General features: G+C 41.5%; 21 protein-coding genes and 1 tRNA gene. 16 read left to right on the top strand and 6 right to left on the bottom strand.

Annotated elements, in window-relative coordinates:
• Positions 1-64 precede the first annotated feature (64 nt).
• Positions 65-1,738: a hypothetical protein gene (locus tag G596_RS0110345; protein ID WP_022761773.1), complete on the bottom strand. Its 1,674-nt coding sequence runs from the start codon at positions 1,736-1,738 to the stop codon at positions 65-67.
• Between the two features lie 106 nt (positions 1,739-1,844).
• Between G596_RS0110345 and G596_RS0110340 the strand changes: the two genes are divergently transcribed.
• Positions 1,845-3,386: a glucosyltransferase domain-containing protein gene (locus tag G596_RS0110340; RefSeq protein ID WP_022761772.1), complete on the top strand. Its 1,542-nt coding sequence runs from the start codon at positions 1,845-1,847 to the stop codon at positions 3,384-3,386.
• Here G596_RS0110340 and G596_RS21770 read toward each other — a convergent pair.
• The gene (locus G596_RS21770) at positions 3,383-4,306 is read right to left on the bottom strand and encodes an alpha/beta hydrolase (RefSeq protein WP_022761771.1); all 924 of its coding nucleotides are present in this window, start codon (positions 4,304-4,306) and stop codon (positions 3,383-3,385) included. The two genes, G596_RS0110340 and G596_RS21770, sit on opposite strands and share 4 nt — an antisense overlap.
• A gap of 158 nt (positions 4,307-4,464) precedes the next feature.
• Here G596_RS21770 and G596_RS0110330 point away from each other — a divergent pair, with 158 nt between their 5' ends.
• From G596_RS0110330 to G596_RS0110315, 4 genes are read left to right on the top strand one after another with little or no spacing between them, the layout of a single operon-like run.
• Complete coding sequence (locus G596_RS0110330) at positions 4,465-6,342, top strand: HD-GYP domain-containing protein (RefSeq protein ID WP_022761770.1); 1,878 nt, start codon at positions 4,465-4,467, stop codon at positions 6,340-6,342.
• 20 nt (positions 6,343-6,362) lie between these two features.
• Positions 6,363-7,490 carry a sensor histidine kinase gene (locus G596_RS21765; protein ID WP_044928405.1) on the top strand — a complete coding sequence of 376 codons (1,128 nt, stop codon included), beginning with the start codon at positions 6,363-6,365 and terminating at the stop codon, positions 7,488-7,490.
• A gap of 29 nt (positions 7,491-7,519) precedes the next feature.
• Positions 7,520-8,209 carry a response regulator transcription factor gene (locus G596_RS0110320; protein ID WP_022761768.1) on the top strand — a complete coding sequence of 230 codons (690 nt, stop codon included), beginning with the start codon at positions 7,520-7,522 and terminating at the stop codon, positions 8,207-8,209.
• A complete protein-coding gene (locus G596_RS0110315; protein ID WP_022761767.1) occupies positions 8,206-8,955 on the top strand; it encodes an RluA family pseudouridine synthase in 750 nt (249 codons plus the stop codon). The genes G596_RS0110320 and G596_RS0110315 overlap by 4 nt, the downstream gene beginning before the upstream one ends.
• A 171-nt stretch (positions 8,956-9,126) precedes the next feature.
• Here G596_RS0110315 and G596_RS0110310 read toward each other — a convergent pair whose 3' ends face one another.
• Positions 9,127-9,642, bottom strand: coding sequence for a hypothetical protein (locus G596_RS0110310; protein WP_022761766.1), 516 nt, complete (start codon positions 9,640-9,642; stop codon positions 9,127-9,129).
• A 121-nt stretch (positions 9,643-9,763) separates the two neighbouring features.
• The gene (locus G596_RS0110305) at positions 9,764-10,411 is read right to left on the bottom strand and encodes a hypothetical protein (protein ID WP_022761765.1); all 648 of its coding nucleotides are present in this window, start codon (positions 10,409-10,411) and stop codon (positions 9,764-9,766) included.
• A 109-nt stretch (positions 10,412-10,520) separates the two neighbouring features.
• Between G596_RS0110305 and G596_RS0110300 the strand changes: the two genes are divergently transcribed.
• The 3 genes from G596_RS0110300 (at position 10,521) to G596_RS0110290 (ending at position 13,818) form a co-directional block, all read left to right on the top strand.
• A complete protein-coding gene (locus G596_RS0110300; protein WP_022761764.1) occupies positions 10,521-11,648 on the top strand; it encodes a DUF3810 domain-containing protein in 1,128 nt (375 codons plus the stop codon).
• Between the two features lie 61 nt (positions 11,649-11,709).
• Positions 11,710-12,384, top strand: a complete 675-nt coding sequence (locus G596_RS0110295) for a response regulator transcription factor (protein ID WP_022761763.1) — start codon at positions 11,710-11,712, stop codon at positions 12,382-12,384.
• A gap of 93 nt (positions 12,385-12,477) precedes the next feature.
• Positions 12,478-13,818, top strand: coding sequence for a sensor histidine kinase (locus G596_RS0110290; protein ID WP_022761762.1), 1,341 nt, complete (start codon positions 12,478-12,480; stop codon positions 13,816-13,818).
• 3 nt (positions 13,819-13,821) lie between these two features.
• Here G596_RS0110290 and G596_RS0110285 read toward each other — a convergent pair whose 3' ends face one another.
• Positions 13,822-14,814, bottom strand: coding sequence for a putative manganese transporter (locus tag G596_RS0110285; RefSeq protein ID WP_022761761.1), 993 nt, complete (start codon positions 14,812-14,814; stop codon positions 13,822-13,824).
• Between the two features lie 254 nt (positions 14,815-15,068).
• Between G596_RS0110285 and sufC the strand changes: the two genes are divergently transcribed.
• The 7 genes from sufC (at position 15,069) to G596_RS0110250 (ending at position 23,184) form a co-directional block, all read left to right on the top strand.
• Positions 15,069-15,848: a Fe-S cluster assembly ATPase SufC gene (gene sufC, locus G596_RS0110280; RefSeq protein ID WP_022761760.1), complete on the top strand. Its 780-nt coding sequence runs from the start codon at positions 15,069-15,071 to the stop codon at positions 15,846-15,848.
• A gap of 10 nt (positions 15,849-15,858) precedes the next feature.
• A complete protein-coding gene (gene sufB / locus G596_RS0110275) occupies positions 15,859-17,268 on the top strand; it encodes a Fe-S cluster assembly protein SufB (protein ID WP_022761759.1) in 1,410 nt (469 codons plus the stop codon).
• Positions 17,269-17,272: 4 nt separating this feature from the next.
• Positions 17,273-18,436: a SufB/SufD family protein gene (locus G596_RS0110270; protein WP_022761758.1), complete on the top strand. Its 1,164-nt coding sequence runs from the start codon at positions 17,273-17,275 to the stop codon at positions 18,434-18,436.
• Positions 18,437-18,446: 10 nt separating this feature from the next.
• Positions 18,447-19,667, top strand: coding sequence for an aminotransferase class V-fold PLP-dependent enzyme (locus G596_RS0110265; RefSeq protein ID WP_022761757.1), 1,221 nt, complete (start codon positions 18,447-18,449; stop codon positions 19,665-19,667).
• Between the two features lie 3 nt (positions 19,668-19,670).
• A complete protein-coding gene (gene sufU, locus G596_RS0110260) occupies positions 19,671-20,132 on the top strand; it encodes a Fe-S cluster assembly sulfur transfer protein SufU (RefSeq protein ID WP_022761756.1) in 462 nt (153 codons plus the stop codon).
• A 260-nt stretch (positions 20,133-20,392) separates the two neighbouring features.
• A complete protein-coding gene (locus G596_RS0110255; protein ID WP_196805216.1) occupies positions 20,393-21,712 on the top strand; it encodes an MBOAT family O-acyltransferase in 1,320 nt (439 codons plus the stop codon).
• The gene (locus G596_RS0110250) at positions 21,712-23,184 is read left to right on the top strand and encodes a hypothetical protein (protein ID WP_022761754.1); all 1,473 of its coding nucleotides are present in this window, start codon (positions 21,712-21,714) and stop codon (positions 23,182-23,184) included. The genes G596_RS0110255 and G596_RS0110250 overlap by 1 nt, the downstream gene beginning before the upstream one ends.
• A 155-nt stretch (positions 23,185-23,339) precedes the next feature.
• Here the strand turns inward: G596_RS0110250 and G596_RS0110245 are convergent.
• Positions 23,340-23,412: transfer RNA gene (locus G596_RS0110245), tRNA-Lys, on the bottom strand.
• A 730-nt stretch (positions 23,413-24,142) separates the two neighbouring features.
• Here G596_RS0110245 and proS point away from each other — a divergent pair.
• Complete coding sequence (gene proS, locus G596_RS0110240; protein ID WP_022761753.1) at positions 24,143-25,579, top strand: proline--tRNA ligase; 1,437 nt, start codon at positions 24,143-24,145, stop codon at positions 25,577-25,579.
• Positions 25,580-25,611 lie beyond the last annotated feature (32 nt).

The following is a 25,611-nucleotide window of genomic DNA, read 5'->3' as shown; positions in this document are numbered from 1 at the left end:
ATATAAGAGTACCACAGTTTTAATAAGCCCGCACTCTTAAGAAAACATAGAATTACTGAATTAGTCAGGGCAATTCGTACAGTACGTAATTATCCTGTTTGGCCCTGATTTTGGATTCTCCGATAAGGGGCATGACAATGTCCTTTAACTCGGGATTTTTATCCATAGCAGCTGTATCAATAAGAAGCAGTTTTACTGCATTACTGTCAAGATCAGGGAACTTAGTATCAATCTCATCTGCGCTATCAACAAGGTAAACTCTCTCGTGAGAGATTGTAAGATCCATAGGCGGCTCGTAATGTATTTCGTTTGTAAATGAAAAGCACACATCATTATAATCAGTATTCCTGTAGAGGAATTCATCAAGGGTATAATCCGCATCACCGTCTCTTGATACTATGTACTTCGAAGTAGATGTGGGAACACCCGTTATAAGTATCATGATAAAGAGGGCGATAGCAAAAGCAGGTATGAGAGGAGCAATCCTTCTTCCGAGAAAAAAGGTGCCGCCTTCCGCATCCTTTCCAGCCGTAACGGCTCTTTCGTACGCAACTGCAGCAATTGGAGCTGTCATTGCAACGCACCATCCGGCTTTCATCATGGAAAACTCATGGACGGCGGAGTGATTCTTAAGCAAAAGTATCTGAAAGGCTACAGCGATATAGCTTGCTATTACAAGTGAAATATCGGTATTTGTGAAAAGTGCTTTTATGCGAGCACCCTTTTTCAATGTAAGGAATGCAATAACTACGGTTACAAACTGGAACAGGAAAAGATAAAACATGAAGCTTCGCTGTTCCTGAGTAAAGGCGGAGGTAAAGTTTTCAATAAGTCTTGAAACAATCGCGGAAAGACTGTCGTCACCACCGGTTCTGAATTTGAGCTTGTACTTTAAGGTATCGAGCCAGCCATCGACAAAACTCAACTGAACAAGGAAAGTGATGAGTGCAAGCACTACAGGAACGGCATATGAAAGACCGCAGATCACAGTATCCCGCAGGGATTTTTTATCAAGAATAAGACCGATTATCCTCATCACAAATACAAAAAATGCAAGGATCCAGAAATAGTAGTCCGTGAGGATTCCGAGATATATTGTCACAAAATGAAATACTCTTATGAAAATCATCAGAGGTTTTTTCGCCCGGAGTTCCGGCATGTATAAAAGCTCTTCCAGAAACAGGAACAGCATGACATACAATAAGACGCTCTGATCAGTGAAAAATACATTTGGAAGATACCAGGCGTTTACCGGGAGGAGCATCCATAAAGCCACTGTGGATACGGAGATAAGAATTCTTGAAAGGTTTGAGCCTATGCGGTGCTTCCAAAAAAGAACAAAAATAAAACTTGAAAAAAGTAGGGATTCAATTGCGAAAAGAATCATCTGGAGATGCTTTACGAAAGAAATATTTATAAAGCTTCTGCCGGACAAAACGGCACACAGCCACACAAGAACAATATGTCCGCTGGGATAGCTTATGAAAGGGACTCTGTCATTGAAGCTCTGGAACTCAATGGAGCGATAATTTTCGCAGGCAGTAAAGTGCATCTTTGCGGCACCTTCTTCGAGCCATATATTTACATACTTAACGGTGGAGGCAGACTGCCAGATATTGTCTCCGCCCATGTTCTCGTATCTGATAGGATATTTAAAATTGAAAACAGCTAAAAAAATCAGCAATGTAAACAGATTAACAAGAAAAAAACCAAAAAATGTATTCTGAAATTTGCTCATTGTGGCACACCCTCTTAAAACTTATCGTCTGTTCATACTACCATATTTTTTGCTATAATTAAATTCACTTCTAACTAAGAATTAAGCTTCGGAGGACAGTAAGAAAATGCCGGATTTTCTTAAAAAGATTTGGGTAAAGCTTCCCATAACACATAGATTCTGCTTTTTTATAAGTCTTATGACAGGACTTCTTGTTCATTTCTTCATGATTTCAAACAAGATTACAAATCTGGATGATATTGTATGCGTACCGGGAGTAGGCGGAGGAAAAGTTCTGGGAAGATGGCTTCAGGATCCCATTCACGATATTTTTTCACCCTGGTCTGCGCCGGCTCTTAACGGCATCATGGCGATAATTTTTCTCTCGGCAGCAGCCTGCGTAATAGTTTCTGTCTTGAAAATTGAGAGTATAACAGGCGCTGTTCTTGTAGGTGTTATGATGATGACACTTCCCAGCACCGCAAGTAACATGTATTACATGTATCTGGCTCCGATCTTTGCGCTTTCTATTCTTGCAAGTGTTCTGAATGTGTATCTTACATCCAAGTACACCTATGGTTTTATTTTAGGTATTGTTTTGCAGTTCCTTAGTATGGCTTGCTATCAGGCATACTTTGGTCTTTCTGCCTCACTTTTTGTACTTGCCTATTTCCTCATGCTGATGGACGGAGCAAAGGTGAGTCTTGTCATAAAGAAGGGACTTAGAAGTCTCCTTGGCCTTGCGGTGGCAATGGCGGGATATCTTATTAGTCTTAAGTTTGTTGATCTTAGCGAGTATAAGGGACTTAGCAGTATAGGACATACCTCACCGGCGGACCTTGCTTTGTCGATACTTAGGGCATATCACAGGGGCGTTCAGTATTTTGTTACGGCTCCGGAAAGCTTTATGAAAGGCGCTCCCACACTATTCAACAGAGTGCTGGTTGTATTTTTGATAATTCTTGTGGTCCTTCTTTTTATATGGAAAAAAACCTTTTCAGAGATTTCAAGAGGAGTAATATGCCTTATTCTCCTTGCAATTTTTCCTCTGGCACTAGGACTTGTGTATGTGATGGCTCCCGAGCTTTCTCATGCATCCACAGTTATGATATATTCCTACAGCGTGTTCTATTTCTTCCTCATAGCTGGAATGGAGAGAATAATGAGAGGGGAAGAAGGTACAAAGAAAAAAGTATCGGTATTTCTTGCATCACTCATTTTCATAGGACTTATTCTCGAAGCCTATGCCGGCGCGAGAGTAATAAATAACTCATATTACAGAAGTTATGTTGCCCAGAACCGTGTAATGCAGTATTACAACAGAATAATCTCAAAGTTGGAGGATGGAGGATATAAGTACGGTGAGCCAATGGCAATCCTTGGAGGTTTTTATCCGGATCCTCTTCCGGTGGCAGCCCACAGTATGCACGGGGCTATTCTTGCGGATTTCGAAGGTGCTACACTCGAAGAGCACTTATTCCTTCCGACTCACAGGGACAGATTTATTCAGATATGGTTTGGAATTGATACAGGGGACATTACCACTGAGAAAAAAGAAAAGCTCATGAAAACAGCCGAATTCAAGGAAATGTCTAATTACCCTGAAGACGGCTGTGTAAAACAAATCGATGGTGTGTGGGTTGTGAAGCTAAATGAGGACGATGGTTAAAAGTCGGTCTTTTCCATAAGGCCTTCGATTTTGTTCCAATATTTCTTGGGATCTACGTCGACTCCTTCAACATGGTCGGAGCCGAGTATCAGGCAATACTGCTTGGGCGCGCTGCACTTTTCATAGAGGCGTGCGCTCATATGAGGATCTATAACCTTATCCTCATCGCCGTGAATAAACAGAGTGGGTGTCTTTGACTTTTCAACAGCTGAAAGCACATCCACCTTTTTTATGTCATAACCACAGCGGATAAGCACCAGCAGACGAATAATGAAAAATGAAACCGGGAAAGGAATCAGGTGCTTGCCCTGTTTATAGATGTCTGCAAACTCTTCATAAACGGTGGTGTAGCTGCTGTCTGCAACTGCAAGTATAACGTTATCCGGCAGGTTTTCACCGGTGGTCATAAGGGTTATCGCAGCACCCATACTTACACCATGTATGAGAATATGCGCATCCTTGTCATTCTTAATTATGTGATAAATCCACTCTAAAATATCAAGTCTGTCAAAATATCCGTAGCCGGTGTAGTTACCTTCACTTTGTCCAAAGCCTCTGTTGTCCGGAAGGAGTACGTTTATGCCCATTTTGTGGTAATGTTCGGCAAAGATACCCATATATTCACCGTCGCTTCTGACCCCGTGAATAACAATGGCGTATTTGTGACTTTCTTCCTCTGCCTTGATGTAATGTGCGTGAAGCTTTAACTCATCAATGGAATCTACATAGACATCTTCTCTGAGAGGATTATTTCTTACCCACCTGATTGCCTTTGAATCCATGGGGTTATTGTCTATTTCTTTCTGTGTTTTCTTTTTCGGAACAACTGCCATATCATAGAAAATCGATGCAGCTGCGGCTCCACCTCCGAAGAGAGCTGTAAAAAGACCAAATAATACGAAATTTCGCTTTTTGCTCATGGGAACCTCCTTTGCAAGTAATGTATAAAAATTTTAGCAAATACTAATAAAATGTGCAATTGGTGGAGATTCAATAGCACATATTAACGAAATATGGTATGATTAATCAAACTGATATTTTGCATAATTTTTTTACGTGATGTATATGAGGGGTACACATGTTAGAAAGGAAACTTGCAGAGAAATTCAGAAGGCTTTACACTGAGAACTCTTTGAAGCTGAAAAATTACGAGGATCAGCTCTTTTTAATTGAGGATCCGTTTGACTGGATACAGCTTTTGTCCGAAAGATCTTATGTTATGCGCGAAGTATATGCGGAAAACGAAGAGCTTATGGCTGAACTGTGGGAAAATTGCTCCGAGGAGATTACTCCGGAGGAGGCAGAGCTTCTTTATGACCTTGCTATAGGTTTTTTCTTTGACGATCACCATGATTTTGTAGTGCTTACTGAGTTTTGCGAGCGCATTCTTCCTGTGTTTAAGGAGATGGATGAGCCGGAGTTTCTGGTTGCAATCTATCATGTTCTGGGGTCTGAGTATGCTCAGTTTTATCGTTCTGTCGGCGATAAGAAGGGCATGAGTATAGCCCTTGATTATCTCAGAGGATCTATCGCGCAGGCAGAGCGCTATTCACAGATTTCCGCTCCTGAAGTTCGGGAGTTTATTTTCCGGGATTATTTACAGCTTATAACATACCTCTCCGGTTTTTATACCGAAAAGGATGAGAGTATACGTCTCTATGACAAGGTATGGGCTCTTTGGAATAATGAGAATGTACAGCAAAGGGATTCAGACAACGAACAGATAAAGGGATTCCTTTCGATAATAGATGATGCATTTATGGCAAAATCCAAAAATATAGATGTTTTGTCTGAAGCTGACAGGGAAAAGTATTTAAGCCTCCTGGGTGAGTCATATAGGAGAGCAAAAGAAAAAGACGGTGAAAAGGAAGGAACTCCGGATTTTAGAACCTGCATAACCTATAAATGGCTTCGCGGAGATATTAAAAGTGAAGAAGTTCTGGAGAAACTTATAAAAAGCATAAATGAGATATTGCCAAAGCCAACTTTTTCAAATGATGATCCCGTTAATTTTGAAATTGTATTGAGGCATTTTAAGTACGCCTGCACGGCAATAATGGTGCTGGAAAAAATGGAGCTTGATGATAATGAAAGAAGTTCCTATCTCGACAGATTTATGCCGACTTCGATGGAAATCCTTTCAAAAGTTCCGTACAGATTTTTCACCGGCGATATGCAGCCTGTATGTGAGCAGTGGTATCATGCAGCAGAGCCTATGCTCTCCGGTGAGCTTAATAAAGTTCAGTTCATAATGCAAATGATAGTAAGACGTCAGCCGTTTACATATATTCATTCGCAGATGGTTGCAAAGATAGCCACGATGATCGGTCAGATTATCCTTGAAAAGGAGCCGGAACTTCTGATAGGTGTCAGAGGGATGGAGACATTAGAAGATATCCAAAAGAGCAAGGCTTACATTTTATCCTTTATAACAATGAGCGGTCTTGTTCATGATATAGGAAAATGCTATATCCCGGATACGATAAACAGGCAAAACAGAAGTCTTAATACAAAAGAATATGCAACCATAAGAAAACATTCCGAGGTGGGTTATCGCGAAGCGCAAAATAATGCCGCATTAAGGCCCTATGCCGATATAATCATAGGTCATCACAAGCATTACGACGGACTTCACGGATATCCTTTGGGATATGATAACAGTGAATCCAAGGAAAAAGTGATAATCGATCTTATTTCCATAGCGGATTCGATTGAGGCAGGAACAGATACTCTTACAAGAAGCTATACAAAGAACAAGGATTTTGAGAAGCTGCTGTCAGAGCTTAAGGCTGAAGCAGGCACAAGGTATAATCCCAAGATTGTAAAGCTTATAGAAGATTCAAAGGAGCTTAGAGAGGAACTTGGGAATCTCACGGGACAGGGTAGATATGATATCTATTACCGTGCGATGCAGGAAATTTTGGGGAACGCCGAGGAAGAACTTCCCAATATTTGATACACATATAAGGAGCATACATGCGATTTAGAACCAGGCTGATGATTACATCAGCGACCATTGTTATTTTACCGCTTATCCTGGTTTTTGCATCGTTTCTTATCATAAGGAATTCGCTGGCTTATTCATATACGAGTTTTATTACATATATGGTTGTGGCCTTTTTCCTGATAATGCTTGTGACCAGTGTGATATTGACCGCATGGCTCAGGAAGGGTTTCTTCGAGCCGGTGGATGAGCTGAATGTGGCGATGCAGCATATCAAGGACGGCAATTTTGATTATATGCTGCCCACAGATATTGGCGATAAGGGTGAAATAGGAGAACTATACAGAAACTATGAGGACATGCGGCTAAGACTAAAGGAGTCGGCCGATGAAAAGGTCATCAGAGAGGGGCAGAATAAAGAACTGATAAGTAATATCTCCCATGACCTTAAGACGCCCATAACTGCGATTAAGGGCTATTCGCAAGGACTACTGGAAGGGGTTGCGGATACTCCGGAGCGGCAGATGAAGTATATTCGTACCATTTTTAATAAAGCAAATGATATGAATAATCTTATTAACGAACTGACGCTGTATTCGAGCATAGACAATAACCGCATACCGTATAATTTTACAAGAATAAATGTTGGGGATTACTTCGGGGACTGTATTGAAGAGATAGGAATGGACCTCGACAGTAAGGATATTAATTTAAATTATGCAAATCTAACCACACCCGACACCCAGATTGTTGCTGATCCCGAGCAGCTAAAGAGAGTGGTTAACAACATAGTAAGCAACAGCGTTAAATATCTTGACAGGGATGACGGTACGGGAAATATCGACATCCGGATACTTGATGAAGTGGACTCTGTCAGAGTTGAAATAGAGGATAACGGAAAGGGTATAGGTGCTTCGGATATTCCGAACATCTTTGACAGATTCTACAGGACCGATTCCTCCAGAAATTCCAAGCAGGGCGGAAGCGGAATCGGACTTTCAATTGTAAAGAAAATCATAGAAGACCACGGTGGCTACATTTGGGCTACAAGCCATGAGGGAGAGGGTACATGCATGCATTTTGTTTTAAGGAAATACATGGAGTACCATGAAAAGGCGGAAGGTGAAGCAGTGGTTGAACATGATTTTGAAAGTATATGACAAAATAAAAAAGACAGGAGGCCATTGGTATGAGCAGAATACTGATTGTTGAGGATGAAGAAGCGATTGCTGACCTCGAGAAGGACTACTTGGAATTATCTGATTTTGAAGTGAAAATTGAAAACTCAGGAGATGTGGGGCTTCAGACAGCGCTCAGCGAGGAATTTGATCTGGTTATCCTGGATCTTATGCTTCCCGGAATGGATGGATTCGAGGTGTGCAAGAGAATCCGTGAAAAGAAAGATGTTCCGGTTCTTATGGTATCAGCAAAGAAGGATGATATTGATAAGATAAGAGGCTTAGGACTCGGCGCGGATGACTATATAACAAAGCCCTTCAGTCCCTCAGAGCTGGTTGCCAGAGTTAAGGCTCATATGGCACGTTACTCAAGACTTGTTGGAAGCGGACATGACTCTAATGATGTTGTTGAGATAAGAGGACTTCGAATCGACAAGACAGCCAGAAGAGTTTATGTTGACGGCGCAGAAAAGAGCTTCACCACCAAGGAGTTTGATCTTCTTACATTCCTTGCGGAGAATCCTAACCATGTATTTACGAAGGAAGAACTCTTCAGAAAAATCTGGAACATGGATTCAATCGGGGATATTGCGACCGTTACCGTACATATCAAGAAGATCCGTGAAAAGATTGAGTTTGATACCTCAAATCCTCAGTACATCGAGACAATCTGGGGTGTTGGATATCGCTTTAAGGTATGAGCATCGAAGTACTTTATGAAGACAATGACATACTGGTCTGTCATAAACCTGCCGGAGTAGCGGTCCAGAGCAGCAGCGTAACCTCTTCGGATATGGAGACAATGCTGCGCTCGCAGATATTAAGAAGCGGGAAATTTAAGAATAAATCGACACTTCTGTATATTGTTCACAGACTTGACCAGCCTGTGGAGGGAATAATAGTATTTGCGAGAACCAAGAAGGCGGCAGCAGATTTAAGTGCTCAGGTTCAGGCCGGCGCGGAGATGAATAAGATATATATGGCTGTAGTCTTCGGAGCATTTGCCGACGACGAAAAAGAAGGCGAGCTTCGCGACTATATGTATAGGGACGCTGCCAGCAGGAGTGCGGTAATATCTGATTCATCGGATAAGAATGCGAAGGAATGTTTCCTGTCCTACAAAGTTATATCCGAGAAAGAAATAAATGATATTTCTGCCAATAATGTGGTGGATTTTAGCGAACATAGAAATGATAAGATTTCGCTTGTTGAAATTCATCTTGGAACCGGTAGATATCATCAGATTCGTGCACAGTTTTCAAATGCGGGGCATCCTCTTCTAGGTGACAGGCGGTACCTGTCGGAAGAGAGTGATGAAGTCTCAGCAAGACTCAGGGTAAAAGATGTAGCACTATGTGCAAAAGCCCTTTCATTTAAGCATCCTTCCACCGGTGAAACCATGAACTTTGACATCTTACCCCAAGGCCCCATCTTCAATGAATTCTAGTTCATTGGAATTAACCTAAAACCATCCTTGCTATTATCTATCGATTTGTAGATATAGATGGGTTAAAAACAAAAAACAGCCCCGTGAGATATATAGGGATTTCAATCGATTATGCGTATTTTGCAACGAGATTGAAATAACTATATATTTCACGGGGCGTCCTTATGTCAGTTAAACTTCTACATGAGCGTTGGCTTGATCCGGAACGGATACTTCCTTGATGGATTCGTCTATGTCATGGAAGAAGGAACGTGTCTGCACGATTCCCTGCTTTGCATCTTCGAACTCATAAAGGAACTGCTGAGGGATATTTTCCCTGCCATACATTGAAATACGACCGGCATAAGCATGGATGATACTTACGTACTTTTTATCCAGCTCGTAGTTTCTGTAGATCTCTCTGCGGAGACGGGGACGCTTTGCCACAAACTTTCTGATATCCATCTTAAGATCCAGCGGAAGCTCCTGTTCTCTGGCACGAACTGCCTGAAGATACTTAGTGTAAGACTCTTCATCAATTTTCTTGAAGTGATCCGGATACTCAAAACATGCTGCTCCATCCGGAAGATCCAGCCTTACTTTTCCGTCAGAATAAACCTCTTCAATTCTGGCGACAACCTGAGGTACTAAAGGCTTGTTGTTGTAATCCAAAATGATGACTTTGTCATCCGGCTTATACTTTGTCATAATATTTTCTCCTCTTTTTGCCTTTTCCTGCACCAACAATATAGTCCTAAAAATAGGCAAATTCAAGGGCTTTCCCGCTTTTTTAAGAGGTTTTCGTGAATTTTAAGAAAGTCTCAATAATTTAGTTTGAACCGATTATTATTATGGACTGACCATCGGAATTCAATTCTTCTGAGCTTACGGGATATTCTACTATATTACCTTCGGTATCAGTTGTGACAAAGGACCACTCTGTGCTGTCAGCATATAAAGGCAGAGTGACGCCGGAAAGAATCTGCCAGGGTTCCAAAACACTGCCTTCTTTAAGATAATTTTCGGTTTCAGCTCCGGTAGTTACATCTTTAAAAATTATTGAAGTCAGATTGTAGCCGGTATGGTTTTCGATGTGCTTTAAGACCTCTGTATGTTTTGCGGCTTCATCGGCAGCAGCAATAGACTCTTCAAGGCTTTTATCCATTTTTGAGTAAAGATCTTTATAAGACTGCGTAAGTGCTTCCATCTGAGGAATCAGTTCTTCGGCGTCCTTATCTTTGAGTTTTTCAAAATCAAGAGAATTGAACTCTTCATACTTAGCAGAAAAATCCGAGAGCTCATCACTATAATCTTCGGTAGTCAGTTTTTCATAAAGTGTCTGTGTATCATTCTTCTGTGCGGTAAGAGCATCCCTTGTCTCAGTCATTTTGGCAAGGTTTTCCTCGGATAATCCGCAGGCAGAAAGTATAAATGCTGTTAATAAAGATGTAAAAACAAGAAGGCTTTTCTTTGACATATTACGGGCTCTCCCAAAAGTTTGATCTGATGCATAACCATCTGGTATTGAGTATAATATATACGTCTGTAAAAGACAAAAAACAGAAAAACTTAAGAGGCAAAAACAAATGAAGAGTAATAGTTCGGAAAATAAAAATACAGATAATAAGACAGAAAAAAAATCTATCGCCGGTGAGCCGATATTTGTTTTTCTTCTCATAATAACGATTCTCCTGAATATTTTTTCATGGGTGATTCCCGGATTTTCAGATATCTATAGCGCTAAGATTTTTCCGATCTGGGTAAATACATATGGAAGATTCACATCGAAATTTCCCTTTTCAGTCGGGGAATTTATGATAATCGCGGGACTAATCTGGCTTGTTATGATTCTGTTTTCAAAGTGGATAAGAAGACACACAATAAGACTTTTGATTATTATCGCACTGGTTATGACTCTAAACTGCTTTGTGAACTATCACACCACACCCATATCCGATACCTATGAAAACAGCAAACTTGAAGATGGTACAAAAAGAGAGTTCACAATAGCTGAGCTTACTGAGCTTCGTGATGAGATAGTAAATATTTGTAATCAGATGTCAACTGAAGTTCCGAGGAATGAGAACGGAGAGTTTAGCTATGATGAGCAGGAGATGAAGGAAACCGCCAGAGAAGCGATGTCGGCGCTTGGAGACAGATTTCCGAAGCTGTCGGGGTATTATGTTACTCCAAAACAGCTCGTCTTTTCGGGATTTATGAGTCAGCAGTACATGCAGGGGTATTTCTTCCCGTTTTCGATGGAAGCTAATTACAACGATATTATGTATATAACCAACAAGCCCTTCACAATGTGCCATGAGCTTGCGCATACAAAGAGTTATATTTTTGAGGATGAGGCGAACTTCCTTGCATATCTTGCCTGCATTAATTCAGACGACATCTTTTTTAGATACAGCGGATACCTTGGAGTTCTAAATTATGTAAATAATGCTTTTTACGCAAACGTTTCCAAGGAAGAGTATCTGTCGCATGTAAAAATCTCAGATCAGGTAAAGAAAGACAATGTTTTCCTAACCGAAGAGAATTGGAAGAAGGTTGAGGAGAGTTCTCCGCTTGATACCGAGACTGTGAAGAAGGCAGCCGATACTTTCGTAGATACTACACTGAAAGTAAATGGTGTAAATGACGGAAAAGCAAGCTATGACAGAGTTGTAGAGCTGATGCTGCTGGAATATTTCATACAAACTTCATAATTCCTGTAGAGAATATCTGATAAAATTTTTTTATAGAAAGAAATATTAGGAGATTTAAGTCATGAAACTTCTTCTTGCAGAGGATGAAATGGAATTATCAAACGCGCTTGTTGCCATATTAAAGCATTCAAGCTATACGGTTGATGCGGTATACGATGGACAGGATGCACTGGATTATATTCTTTCAAGCCAGTATGACGGGATAATACTGGATATAATGATGCCCGGAATGGAGGGCACGGAAGTGCTAAAGAAAATCCGTGAAAAGGGTATTAATACACCGGTTTTGTTTCTTACTGCAAAATCAGAGACGGACGATAAGATAAAGGGTCTTGATCTTGGCGCTGACGATTATCTGACAAAGCCTTTTGAGATGGGAGAGCTTCTTGCCAGAATACGTGCGATGACGAGAAGAAAGGGAGATTTTGCTCCGAATAATTTAAGATGCGGTAATCTGGAGCTCGACAGGGCAAGCTATGAACTTAAAGCCGGGGGTAAAGAGCCTGTCAGGCTTGTGGGAAGAGAGTTTCAGATGCTTGAGATGCTGATGGAGAATCCCGGAAGAGTTATATCTGTTGATGCCTTCATGGACAGAATATGGGCAGATGGGGAGGCTGATGTGAATGTTGTCTGGGTTTACATAAGTAACCTTAGAAAAAAACTGGCAGCACTTGAAGCCACCTGCGAAATAAAGGCATCCCGCGGAGTAGGATATTCCATGCATGAAATAAAATAGAACGAATTTAGGCTGGTTTTAGTTTTAGGGAGTACAGTTAAAAAAGCAATTGTATTTTCGGAACCGATGACTATATGAGGGGTATAAAACACAATGGTAAAAAAACTAAGGCGCAAATTCGTCCTGACGGCGATGATTTCTCTTTTGGTTATATTGATAGGGATAATAGGCGTTATAAACATAGTTAATTTTACCCAGGTTCAAACAAGTGCGGATGAAACTCTTGATATCCTTTCAGAGAACGATGGAAACTTTCCCGATATGAAAGAATTATTTCCGCTACCACCGGGTATAAATAATCAGGATGATCAGAATTTTGCTTCTAAAAGTGATGATGTAAATACGATGGGACCTGCACCTTTCTTTGGAGACAGGATGGCATACAACAGATCTCTTGAGATTCCGTTTCAGTCAAGATACTTCTGGGTAAAGCTCAATAAGATGGGAACAACGCAAGAGACGGATACGTCGCATATAGCTGCTGTTTCCGAAGAAGAAGCGCAAGAATATGCAAATAAACTGTTTCAGACAAAGAGCTTTGGACGAGGCTATATCGGAGGACAGTACAGATATCTTGTTCATCAAAATAATGACGGATCCTATCTCATGATATTCATGGACTGCAGTGCAGGCTTCTATAATGCCAATAAGCTGCTTTTTATGACACTTTTGATAGGTCTGGTAGCACTTATAGCGATGTTTGTTCTTGTATTCCTGCTTTCAGGAAAGGCGGTTGCGCCTGTTGTGGAATCACTGGAAAAGCAGAAAAGATTTATTACCGATGCAGGACATGAGCTTAAAACTCCTCTTGCAGTGATATCTGCAAACATGGATGTAATAGAGCTTGAAGCGGGTGAGAGTGAGTGGACCAAGAGCACAAAGAACCAGATAAAGCGCATGGACGGTCTTGTGAAAAATCTGCTTACTCTTTCCAGGATGGAGGAAGAGAATATTGATGCCGTCTTTTCCGAATTAAATATGAGCGCTGTTCTTGAGGAAAGTGCGACATTTTTTATTGCGGTTGCAGATTTTAAAAAGGTTAAGTATACAAGAGAAATTGCTGAGAATATACATATAAACGGAGACAGAAATTCCATTCAGCAGTTATGTACGATTTTGATAGATAATGCCATGAAATATACTCCTGATGAAGGAGAAGTGAGTGTTTCTCTAAGTGGAGACGAAAGTTCAAGGAATGCTATATTGGAGATATCAAACAGCTGCGAAAATATACCTAAGGGTAAACTGGACAGACTGTTTGACCGTTTTTACAGGGAAGAAAACTCCAGAAGTCGTAAAACCGGGGGCTACGGAATCGGTCTTTCGGTTGCAAAGGCCATAGTGAACTCACACGGCGGTACTATAGAAGCTAAGGCCGTGGGAGAAAACATCATGAAATTCATGATTACTATTCCGATAATGAAAAAAAGCTGAGGGCTATACTACAATTCCAATTAAATCAAGAATGAAACCTGTGAAGGTGCCGATAAGATACAGAATGATAGTAATCTGTAAGTTCTTAGCGGTGCCTTCATTTACTCTGTAAAGAATAAGAAGACCTACGCCGGCGCCTACGAGAAGACCGGACATCATAGCACCAAAGGTTATGATTCCACTCAGATAGAGCTCGGTTATAACAATGGATGCGGCACAGTTGGGTATTAGGCCGACAATACCGGCAAGACCATGACTAAGCACGGCGTTCCCGGAAAGTATACCTGCCAACGTATCCTCACCAACGAGTTCTATAAGGGCATTTAATATCAGTGTAAATATCAGAATATAAATAAAAATATGAATTGTGTGAATAAAGGCGGAGCGAAGAATGTTCCCGTGTCCTTCATGCGAATGGTCATGAGAAGTTTGCATCTCTTTGGCGACTGATGCCTTGGTAATGGTTTCTTTACTCTCTTTCTGACTTCTGTGAGCCGAAATCTTAGGAGTTTCCTCCTCGCAGTGACAGTGCTCTCTTTTACAAAGCTCATCGATCTTCATTTTTTCAATCTCGGATTTTTTCTTCCATCTGCGATAGCGTCTGACAATAAGGTCAATCAGAAAACCGTAGAATACACCGAAAGCAGCTTTCATAGCGATAATAATTATCATTTTGGATATGGGAACCTGTGCGGAAATAAAAAGCGGAACCATCTCATCTGATGTGGAAAGATAAATAGCAATAAGCGTTCCTATAGTAATAACTCTTCCGGCATATAGGTTTGACGCCGCTGCGGAAAAACCACACTGGGGAAATGCACCGAACACGCCTCCGAAGAGAGGACCGAATTTACCTGCTTTTTGAACCATCTCTTCTGTCTTGTCACCGGTTCTGTGCTCTAAGTATTCCATTATTAAATAGGTGATGAATAAAAAGGGCAGAATCTTAAGCCCGTCTTCTATGGTATCTTCTAAAATCGGAATCCAGAAATTCATATATAATCTCCAAAAGAAAAATCAATGCTTATGAATTCTATTTAATCATTAATATCCTGCGTTTTGCAAATTTCATAAATTTAATATGTTGCCAAATTACAGATTTGCTAATATAATACCTAGTAACTTGATAGGTAAATAGATGCTATAAAATATCATAAACTATAAGTTCCATATTTTCATTAATATATGCTATAATAATTCGGATTATGTGCAAATAAAGCATGGCTTATTGGATATAAAGGAGTAATAGAATGTCAGAACAGTCATTACTGCAGGTCAGAGATCTCTCAGCATCAGTCGAGGATCTGCCGATTCTGCACAATATAAACTTAGAAATCAAGGCAGGCGAGACCCATGTTCTCATGGGACCTAACGGTGCCGGAAAATCAACTCTGGGATACACACTTATGGGTAATCCCCACTACAATGTGACCAAGGGACAGATTCTGTTTGACGGACAGGATCTTACAAATGAGTCTGCTGATAAGAGAGCAAAGGCAGGAATGTTCCTGTCTTTCCAGAATCCTCTTGAGGTTCCCGGTATTTCACTCGGAAGTTTTGTGAGAAATGCTCTTCATGAGCAGACGGGCAAACCGGTAAAGCTTCTTCAATATAAAAAGCAGCTCGGTGAAGCTATGGATCTTCTTACTATGGATGGTGAGTATGCAGACCGTGATCTGAACGTAGGCTTTTCAGGTGGTGAGAAGAAGAAGGCAGAGATCCTGCAGATGCTCATGCTCAACCCTAAGCTTGCCATCCTTGATGAGACTGATTCCGGTCTTGACGTTGATGCCGTAAGAACTGTTTCCAAGGGTATTCAGGAGTACCAGAAAAAGAAGGATGGTGCTCTTTTAATCATCACACACAGCACCAAGATTCTTGAGTCACTTCATGTTGACTATACTCATGTTCTTGTTAAGGGACATATTGTTACAACAGGTGATGGAAGCCTTGTTGAGGAGATCAATGAGCACGGTTTCGAAAAATACGTAAGATGTGAAGGATGCGATGGCTGTAGCCCGCTGAAATAAGGAATAGCAGATGAGCGAAAATAATAAAGCGGTTGTTGATATTGACCGCAGTGTTTATGACATAAAGGATGTGGAGAACGAGCAGGACTTCTACCGCATGGAGGATGGCTTTACCGAGGATATTGTTAGGAAGATTTCCGAGGAAAAGCACGATCCGGAGTGGATGAGAGAGTTTCGCTTAAAATCTCTTGAAATTTACAATAAGCTGGAGATGCCCGATTGGGGTCCGGATACTGATGACCTTGATATGAATCTCATCTCTTCCTATGTAAGATCAAAGTCTGACATGAAGGGTAAGTGGGAGGACGTTCCTGAGGATATCAAGAATACCTTTGAGAGACTCGGTATCCCGGAAGCTGAGCGTGAATCACTTGCAGGTGTAGGTGCTCAGTACGATTCAGAGCTTGTTTATCATAACGTTAAGGATGAAGTAGCAGCACAGGGCGTTGTTTACACAGATATGGAGAGTGCTCTTACAGGAGAGTATTCCGAGATGGTTCATGAGTATTTCATGAAATTGGTACCTCCCACAGATCACAAATATGCTGCTCTTCACGGAGCTGTATGGTCAGGCGGATCCTTTGTATATGTTCCCAAGGGAGTAAAGGTTGAGATTCCGCTTCAGTCATATTTCAGACTTAATGCGGCAGGTGCCGGACAGTTTGAGCATACATTAATTATAGTAGATGAAGGCGCAGACCTTCATTTCATAGAAGGTTGTTCGGCACCTAAATATAACGTTGCCAACCTGCATGCAGGTTGCGTTGAACTGTATGTTAAAAAGAATGCGAGACTTCGTTATTCAACAATAGAGAACTGGTCAAAGAATATGTATAACCTCAACACCAAGAGAGCTCTGGTTGAGGAAGGTGCTCGCATGGAATGGGTTTCGGGTTCTTTTGGATCACACACCTCATACCTGTATCCTATGACAATTCTTAAGGGTGATCACTCCAATATGGAGTATACCGGAATCACTTTTGCCGGAAAGGGACAGAACCTCGATACCGGAGCCAAGGTTATTCATCAGGGAAAATACACGTCTTCCATGATATCGACCAAGTCTATATCCAAGTCAGGCGGAATCGGAACCTACAGAAGTTCCGTTACCATAAATAAGGAAGCAAAGCATGCAAAGACTTCTGTTTCCTGTGATTCTCTTATGCTTGATTCCATCTCCCGCGCGGATACTATTCCGGGAATGGATATAAGAACCAATGACGCGGATGTAGGACATGAAGCAAAGATAGGAAGAATCAGTGACGAAGCTGTATTCTATCTTATGTCCAGAGGATTATCAGAAGAGGATGCAAGAGCGCTTATTGTCAGCGGTTTTGCTAACCCGGTTTCTAAGGAGCTCCCTTTGGAATATGCGGTTGAGATGAACAACCTCATCAAACTCGAGATGTCAGGAGGCTGAGAAAGTGAGTAAGGTATTAAAAGTTAATCATCTTCCTGCGCTGACTTATCGCTTTTTAAAGTCAAACGACAGTGAGATAGAGATAAAAGATATTGAGATAAAGGCTGAAAAAACGCCTGTTACAGGAGAACTTCCCGGTGGGATTTCTGTCAAAGATGATGCAACAGAGGAAGATATCCGAAAGATTTTCAAATCAGTAAATGAAAAGATAGCCGCAAAAAAGCTGGATATACCCGGACCTAACGGAGACACCATGCCACTTAACGATGCACAGACAGTCCGCACCGGAATGGGAGTGGAGATTGATTCATTCATGCAGGAAATGAATGTTCCAGTGACAGTCATCAGTGCCGAGGAGGGACAGAAGGTATCGCAGCCCGTGACGATCAGATATGAGCTTAGTGACGGGGACTGCGTACTCGGAAGCCAGGTTATCCATGCGAAGAAGGATTCTGAGATAACAGTAATCATGGAATATGTTTCAGAACCTGATAACGGCGGATTTTTAGGAATACAGACAAGACTTCTTGCTGAGGAAGGTGCAAAAATCAATCTTGTTAAAGTACAGACCATAAGTGAGAAAATGGCTCACTTTGACGATATCGGCGGTGTATGCGACGACAAGGCTGATATTGAAGCAATAAATATGCAGCTCGGAGCAGGACACACCTGGGGAGGCTGCAGAGTTACACTTCTTGGAGATAACAGTGTATTCAATAATCACACCGGATACCTCTGCCGTCATAAGCAGGGCTACGATATGAACTATGTGGCTGATCAGATGGGCAAAAAGACTAATTCCAACATGGTCTTCAGAGGTGTTCTTCTTGATGAAGCTGTTAAGACTTTCAGAGGAACGCTGGATTTCAAGGCAGGAAGTGCGGGTTCTGTCGGAGACGAGCAGGAGGACACACTCCTTCTTAGCCCCGATGTAATAAACAGAACCATGCCTGTTATCCTCTGCGGAGAAGAGGATGTGGATGGACGCCACGGAGCATCCATCGGACAGCTCGGCGATGACACGCTTTTCTATATGGAGAGCCGCGGAATCGATGAGGAGAGTGCGAAGAAGCTTATGATTCGTGCCCGCATGGAGAGCATAGCAAGAATGATTCCTGACGAAGCTATTATCATCAGGATTCAGCAATATATCAGAACTATTCTTTAAGGAGCATACAATGTCCAGACCCGAAGATTTCAGAAAAGATTTCCCTATTCTAAATAAAGGGGATTACATATATTTTGACAATGCAGCAACCTCTCAGAGACCTAATGAGGTTGTTGACGCCATAAAGGATTTTTATGAAAACTCCAATGCAAATCCTCTTCGAGGTTTGTATGACTGGAGTGTTGATGCGACAGAGAGATACGAAAATGCCAGAAAAACCGTGGCAGATTTTATCGGAGCAGCTTCTACTGAGGAGATAATTTTCACAAGAAATACCACAGAGTCTCTTAATCTTGTGGCATACAGCTATGGACTTGATAATGTAGGTGAGGGTGATGAGGTTGTTATAAGCGTGATGGAGCATCACAGCAACATCCTTCCCTGGCAGATGGTGACTAAGCAGAAGAAAGCAAAGCTTGTTTTCCTGGAACCCGATGAAGAGGGTGTTATAACAGAAGCTGAGTATAAGAGCAAGATTACCGATAAGGCAAAGATTGTTTCCATCGGACATGTATCGAATGTATTCGGAATAACCAATCCTGTGAAGGAAATAGCGGCATACGCTCATGAGAAGGGAGCAACCGTGGTTGTAGACGGAGCTCAGGCTGCGCCGCATATTCCGGTCGATGTTAAGGAAATTGGGGCTGATTTTTATGCCTTCTCCGGACATAAGCTCATGGGTCCCATGGGAATAGGTGCATTATACGGAAGAAAAGAACTTCTGGAAAAAATGAGACCCTTCCTTACAGGCGGTGAGATGATAGAATATGTTACCAGAGAGGATGCGACTTACGCTGAGCTTCCGCACAAGTTTGAGGCAGGAACTGTCAATGCGGCAGGTGCCGTAGGACTTGAGGCTGCAATCAGATATCTTCAGAAGGTCGGTTTTGACTTTATAGCCGAGCAGGAGCATAAGCTTACAGTTCGTATGATGGAGGGAATGAAAAAGCTTCCATATATAAAAATTTACGGATCATCAGATCCCGCTAAGCATAGCGGAATCGTTACCTTCACTATGGAGGGTGTTCATCCGCATGATATTTCTTCGGTATTAAATGATGACCACGTTTGTGTAAGGGCTGGACATCACTGTGCACAGCCACTTATGCAGTTTATCGGAGCAGGCTCAACCGCAAGAGCAAGTGTTTACTTCTATAATACTGAAGAGGAAGTGGACAGATTCCTTGACCACCTTGCGAAGGTGCGTTCAGTAATGGGTTATGAGGATTAAAAAATGGATTTAAAAGGACTTTACAGAGAAATAGTTAATGAGCACAATCTTCGTCCCTCCCATAAGGGTGAGATGGAGAATCCTGATCTTGTGCTTAGGGGAGTAAATCCCAGTTGCGGAGATGACATCACTCTTCAGCTTAAGATAGTCGATGGTGTTATAGAGGATGCGATGTTCTCGGGATCGGGATGCGCTATTTCACAGGCTTCTGTAGATATGATGGCAGATCAGGTTATAGGGAGATCTAAGGAAGATGCTATTAAGCTTGCTGGAACCTTTATGGGAATGATCAAGGGTGAGATCAAGGATGAGGAGCAGATTGAAGAGCTCGATGAGGCAGCAGCTCTTCAGGATATAGCACATATGCCCGCAAGAGTTAAATGTGCGGTGCTTGGCTGGAAGACAATGCAGAAAATGCTTGAGAATCCGGACGAAGCAGCAAATGTATCTACTGAGGATCAGTAAATTATTTATGAGAATGGGAAAAGAGTTCTAATATTTAGGACTCTTTTTTGTATTAATTTAATATGGATTCAAGAGGAAGTCTTTGGTATCATTCTACCGTTGGTTTTATGTGTTTTTTATTTTTGGGGTCAGGGAACTTAATGATTTACATCTCATTAAAATATTTTGTTTTGGTGCTTGCTGCACTCTTTCTTTATTATATCTTTCCCATCAGATTCAGATGGCTAATTCTTTTAGCTGCGAATATAGCTTTTTATGCTTTGTTTTATAAGACCGGATGGTGGATTTTCCTTGGAACGATTCTCATAAGTTATTTGGTGGCACTTCTTACTGATAAACTTTCGGGTGCCGGGAAAAAGGCGGTATTTATACTGGGGATTCTGGGAGTCGTCACACCGTGGTTTTTGATCAAGAATTCCAATTTTGTAATTAATGAGATACTTGGAAGAGAGCCGATAAACTGGCTCGTTCCTTTGGGAATTTCCTTTTATACGTTGCAGCTTATAGGCTATATGGCAGATGTATATATGGGAAAAACAGGCCCGGAAAAGAATATTGCGAAATTCACTTTGTTCGCAAGCTTTTTCCCTCAGATAATCCAGGGACCTATTCCAAGATATGAAAATCTCTCGCACCAGCTTACCGAGGGCAATAGATTTGATGAAGAGAAGGTTGTAAAAGGCTTTCAGCTTATCATTTGGGGCTTTTTCCTTAAGCTTGTAATTGCTGATAAGGCTGCAATAATAGTAAATACGGTATTTGATAACTATCCGGCATATTCCGGGGCGTATATATGGATTGCGTCATTCCTGTACAGTGTTCAGTTATATACTGACTTTTTGGCGTGCACAACTCTTGCAAGGGGTGTCAGCGGACTCTTTGGAATAAGGCTTGAAAATAACTTTGAACGTCCTTACTTTGCGACGTCGATAAAGGATTTCTGGAGAAGATGGCACATTTCTCTTAGTACATGGCTTCGGGACTATATCTATATTCCGCTTGGCGGCAATAGAAAGGGTAAAACAAGAAAAAATATCAATCTTTTCATTACTTTCTTCATAAGCGGATTGTGGCACGGTGCAGGCTTTAAGTTCCTGGTGTGGGGGCTTCTTCATGCCTTCTATCAGGTAGTGGGAGAGCTCACCTTTGAACTTAGAGAGAAGATATATTCCGTATGCGGCATAAAACCGGATTCCATGAAGAAAAAATGGATTAAACAGGGAGGAACCTTCCTTCTTGTGAATTTTGCCTGGATCATTTTCAGAGCCGATACTCTGAGGAAGGGTCTGGAACTGATTACAAATATGATTACGGAATTTAATCCCTGGGTTCTTATGAATGACAGACTTTTCACGCTCGGACTAGAGTGGAGAGAGATGGTTATCTTGGGAATCGGAATTTTTATCCTGCATAAGGTATCCAAGTACCAGGAGGAAGGAAAGTCCGTGGGAGAGAGGATTTTTACTCAGCCACTTCTTATCAGATGGGGAGTCTATCTTGCGGCAATTGTTGGTATTATTCTGTTTGGCACTTATGGCTTTGGCTTTGATGCGCAGGATTTTATTTACGGAGGTTTTTGATGAGAAAGCGTGTTTCATTCGCTATTAGGGTAGTACTTTTTTCATTAATAGCTTGCTTTGTCATTACTATTGTTAATTATGTTATAACCCCTAAAAAGTATTTTGAGGACCTGTGGCCGACAACTTCGACATACAAGGGTTTTTATAAGATGGATAAGGACACTGTGGATGTTATTTTCCTTGGAAGCAGCCATGCGGCAGCCGCTTTTAATCCGCAGGTCATATATGATAAATACGGAATCACAAGCTATAACCTTGCCTGTGAGCAGCAAAATCTCGTGGTTTCCTATTATTGGCTTAAGGAAACACTTAGATATCAAAAACCGAGTGCGGTTGTGGTCGAAACAAATATGCTTTATACCTTTGATCCGACGGAGCCGCTTAATACCTCGGAGTCTTTCACCAGAATGGCTATGGATGCAATGAAGTGGTCGGATGTTAAGTGGGAAGCTATACATGATATCTGCAGGCTTGATCCCAAACAGACTGTTAACAGCTACATTTTCAGAAATGTGAGATTCCACAATCGCTGGATGGAGCTTTCGGAAAATGATTTTGATTTTTTAAGTCTTGAAAATCATTATGAACTTAAGGGATTTTCAGCCTTGAGTAAGAGGGGGGATTCCACCCCGGATTATGAGCCGATTCTTATCAGCAATTATGAGGCTTACGCAGAGCCTGAGCCGGTGATGGTGAATTATCTGGATAAGATTGTGGAACTGTGTAAGGATAATGAGATTAATCTTGTTCTTACAAAAACTCCGTCTACCGGATGGGATGAGAACAGGCATAATGCTGTTCAGGAGTATGCTAGTGAGAATGGTGTGGAGTTCTGCGATTTTAATGAATATATCGCGTACACAGATTCCGAATTTAACTGGGCCAAGGATATGAATGATGACTGGCATACCAATATCTGGGGAGCCAAGAGAGTATCCAAGTATATCGCTAAGCTATTGCAGGAGGATTACGGCGTAGAAGGCGCGGTATACGACCATCAGTGGGCTGATACACGGGAATACTACGAACAGGTCGTTGAGGACTGTAAGATCGCTAATATAAAGGATATTGATGAGTATCTTGAAAAGATAGATAAGCCGCGCTACACAGTGCTGGTGGCTGCGAAGAATGACATGTCCTTCTGTGTGACAGATGCGGTAAAGAAGGCCTTTTCCAAGATGGGATTTAAGCTCCCTTCAAAGGAATATGACGGTTACTGCGCCGTTAAGAATGAAGAGGATGTCAATGAGGATGCCGGAATGGAACCGCTTCATTTTGTCGGTAGTGTGAGAGATAAAATTGTTGATTATTCAGTTACTTCTAAGGGTTATTATGCAGGAAGCGATTGCTCAATCAAAATTGATGACGTCGAATATGCCAAGAAGTGGGATGGAATAAATATTGTGGTTTATTGTAATGATACCAGGAAGGTTATCGACTCCGTTGTGTATGACGGGGGGATGAATAGGTAAGATTACGCGGCATGCGCCGTATAATAATGGAGATATAAAGAGTTCTTAGTGAGCAAGTTCCCGCGAACTCTAATATCTCCATTTTTGCATGGTTTATTGCTTCGCACAAAAAAAGTACCGCCCCATGGGATATACCCACAAAACAGTACTCGGCGTGCGCCTCCAGGGGCTCGAACCCTGGACACCCTGATTAAGAGTCAGGTGCTCTACCAACTGAGCTAGAAGCGCTTATTTATTGGTGTTTGAGTCGCTGTCTTAGCGACAAGTGATATATTACTACGGATTTTTTTATAATGCAAGCATTTTTTTAAAAAATTTTCAAATTTTAAACAATTTTTACAAAAAGTACCCAGAAATGGCTTAAAATACCAACTTAATCGGATAAGAAAATTTAAAAGTTTCCATTGTGTGAATCTGGTTTTGATAACCATTTATAGCAGGAAACAACAAATGCGCGGTATTTCAATATAGTTGTTGTACGGACAGGCTCTAAGTTGCAACAAAACTACTCATTACTTTAAAAATTATTGTACGCTCTCTTGCTGCGAACAACAAATCAAATTATTTTCAACAGTTTTATTGCACAAACAGAACCATATATACAACAAAATCTTTTCATTAGAATCATATTATTGTGTCGGATGTGAATAAGAGCTATTTATGCAACAAAATCCCATCATAAGCAGCACTTTGTTGTTCTGGCTCCGAACAAAAGAGTTCCGAACAAGGATGCCCCAAACAAAAGAGTTCCGAATAATGGTTTTCCTAATAAGAATATTATCCCTCATACTAACACATACAAACACTACGAAAAGCGAGCGCAACAAAGGTGCCAGCGTTGACAAACAGCCGACTTACGCATTATCATGAAACAAACTATGACTTCATGAACGCAGCAATGAGAATATGTTCATGAAGCAATGAGATATAATTAAATTAAATGAGGAGAAGTGAGAAAATGGCACAGGATCAAAAGAAGCTGGTTTCAGAAATTACCTCTATGGATGAGGACTTTACTCAGTGGTATACCGACGTTGTTACCAAGGCTGGACTAATCAGCTATTCAAATATAAAGGGATTTATGGTTATCAAGCCTGCAGGCTATGCTATATGGGAGCTTATTCAGAAGCATTTGGATGAGAGATTTAAGAAGACAGGCGTAACCAATGCTTATCTTCCTATGTTGATCCCCGAGTCTCTTCTTCAGAAGGAGAAGGATCATGTAGAGGGCTTTGCGCCGGAAGTTGCATGGGTGACACATGGTGGAATCGAGCCCCTTACAGAGAGATATTGTGTTCGTCCCACTTCAGAGACTCTTTTCTGCGATTATTATAAAGGGGAGATTCATTCATATAAGGATCTTCCGCAGGTACTTAATCAGTGGTGCAGCGTTGTCCGCTGGGAAAAGGAGACACGTCCTTTCCTCAGATCAAGAGAGTTCCTCTGGCAGGAGGGCCATACTGCACACGCTACCTTTGAGGAGGCTGAGGAGCGCACACAGCAGATGCTGAATGTATATGCTGATTTCCTTGCAGAGGATATGGCTATTCCGGTTATCAAGGGTCAGAAGACTGAGAAGGAGAAGTTTGCTGGTGCTGAAGCTACTTATACTGTAGAGGCTCTTATGCATGACGGAAGAGCGCTTCAGTCTGCGACAAGCCATAACTTCGGTGACGGCTTTGCCAAGGCTTTCGAGATACAATATGCAGGAAAAGATAATAAGCTTCACCATGTATTCCAGACTTCCTGGGGTGCAACCACAAGACTTATCGGTGCGATGATCATGGTTCACGGAGATAACTCAGGACTTGTACTTCCTCCGAGAATTGCACCTGTTCAGGTAATGATCATTCCTATCCAGCAGAAGAAGGAAGGCGTACTTGAGACAGCAGGAAAGATGCTTGAGGCTCTTAAGGATTTCAGAGCTAAGCTTGATGACTCAGACAGAAGTCCCGGATATAAATTCTCCGATCAGGAGATGCGTGGTATTCCGCTTCGCATCGAGGTTGGTCCCAAGGATATTGAGGCTGGCAAGTGCGTACTTGTAAGAAGAGATACAAGAGAAAAGATTGAATGCCCTATTGATGAGGTTGCAGCTAAGGTTGCTGAGCTCCTTCCCAAGATTCAGCAGGATATGTACGATAGAGCTAAGAACCACCTTGATACTCATACCTTTGCTGCTACTACTAAGGAAGAGTTTGAGGAAGCCTTCAAGGATACCAAGGGCTTTGTAAAGGCTATGTGGTGCGGCGACAGAGCGTGCGAGGATAAGATTAAGGAAGACTATTCCGTAACCAGCAGATGTATTCCTTTTGAGCAGGAGAATCTTGCAGGAACCTGTGTATGCTGTGGTAAACCCGCAACCAAGATGGTTTACTGGGGCAGAGCATATTAATATATTTTGAACAAATTTTTTTAACAAAGAAA

It is taken from the genome of Butyrivibrio sp. AD3002, from assembly GCF_000420905.1.
Classification (GTDB): domain Bacteria; phylum Bacillota; class Clostridia; order Lachnospirales; family Lachnospiraceae; genus Butyrivibrio.
This window is presented reverse-complemented; position numbering and strand designations above follow the sequence as displayed.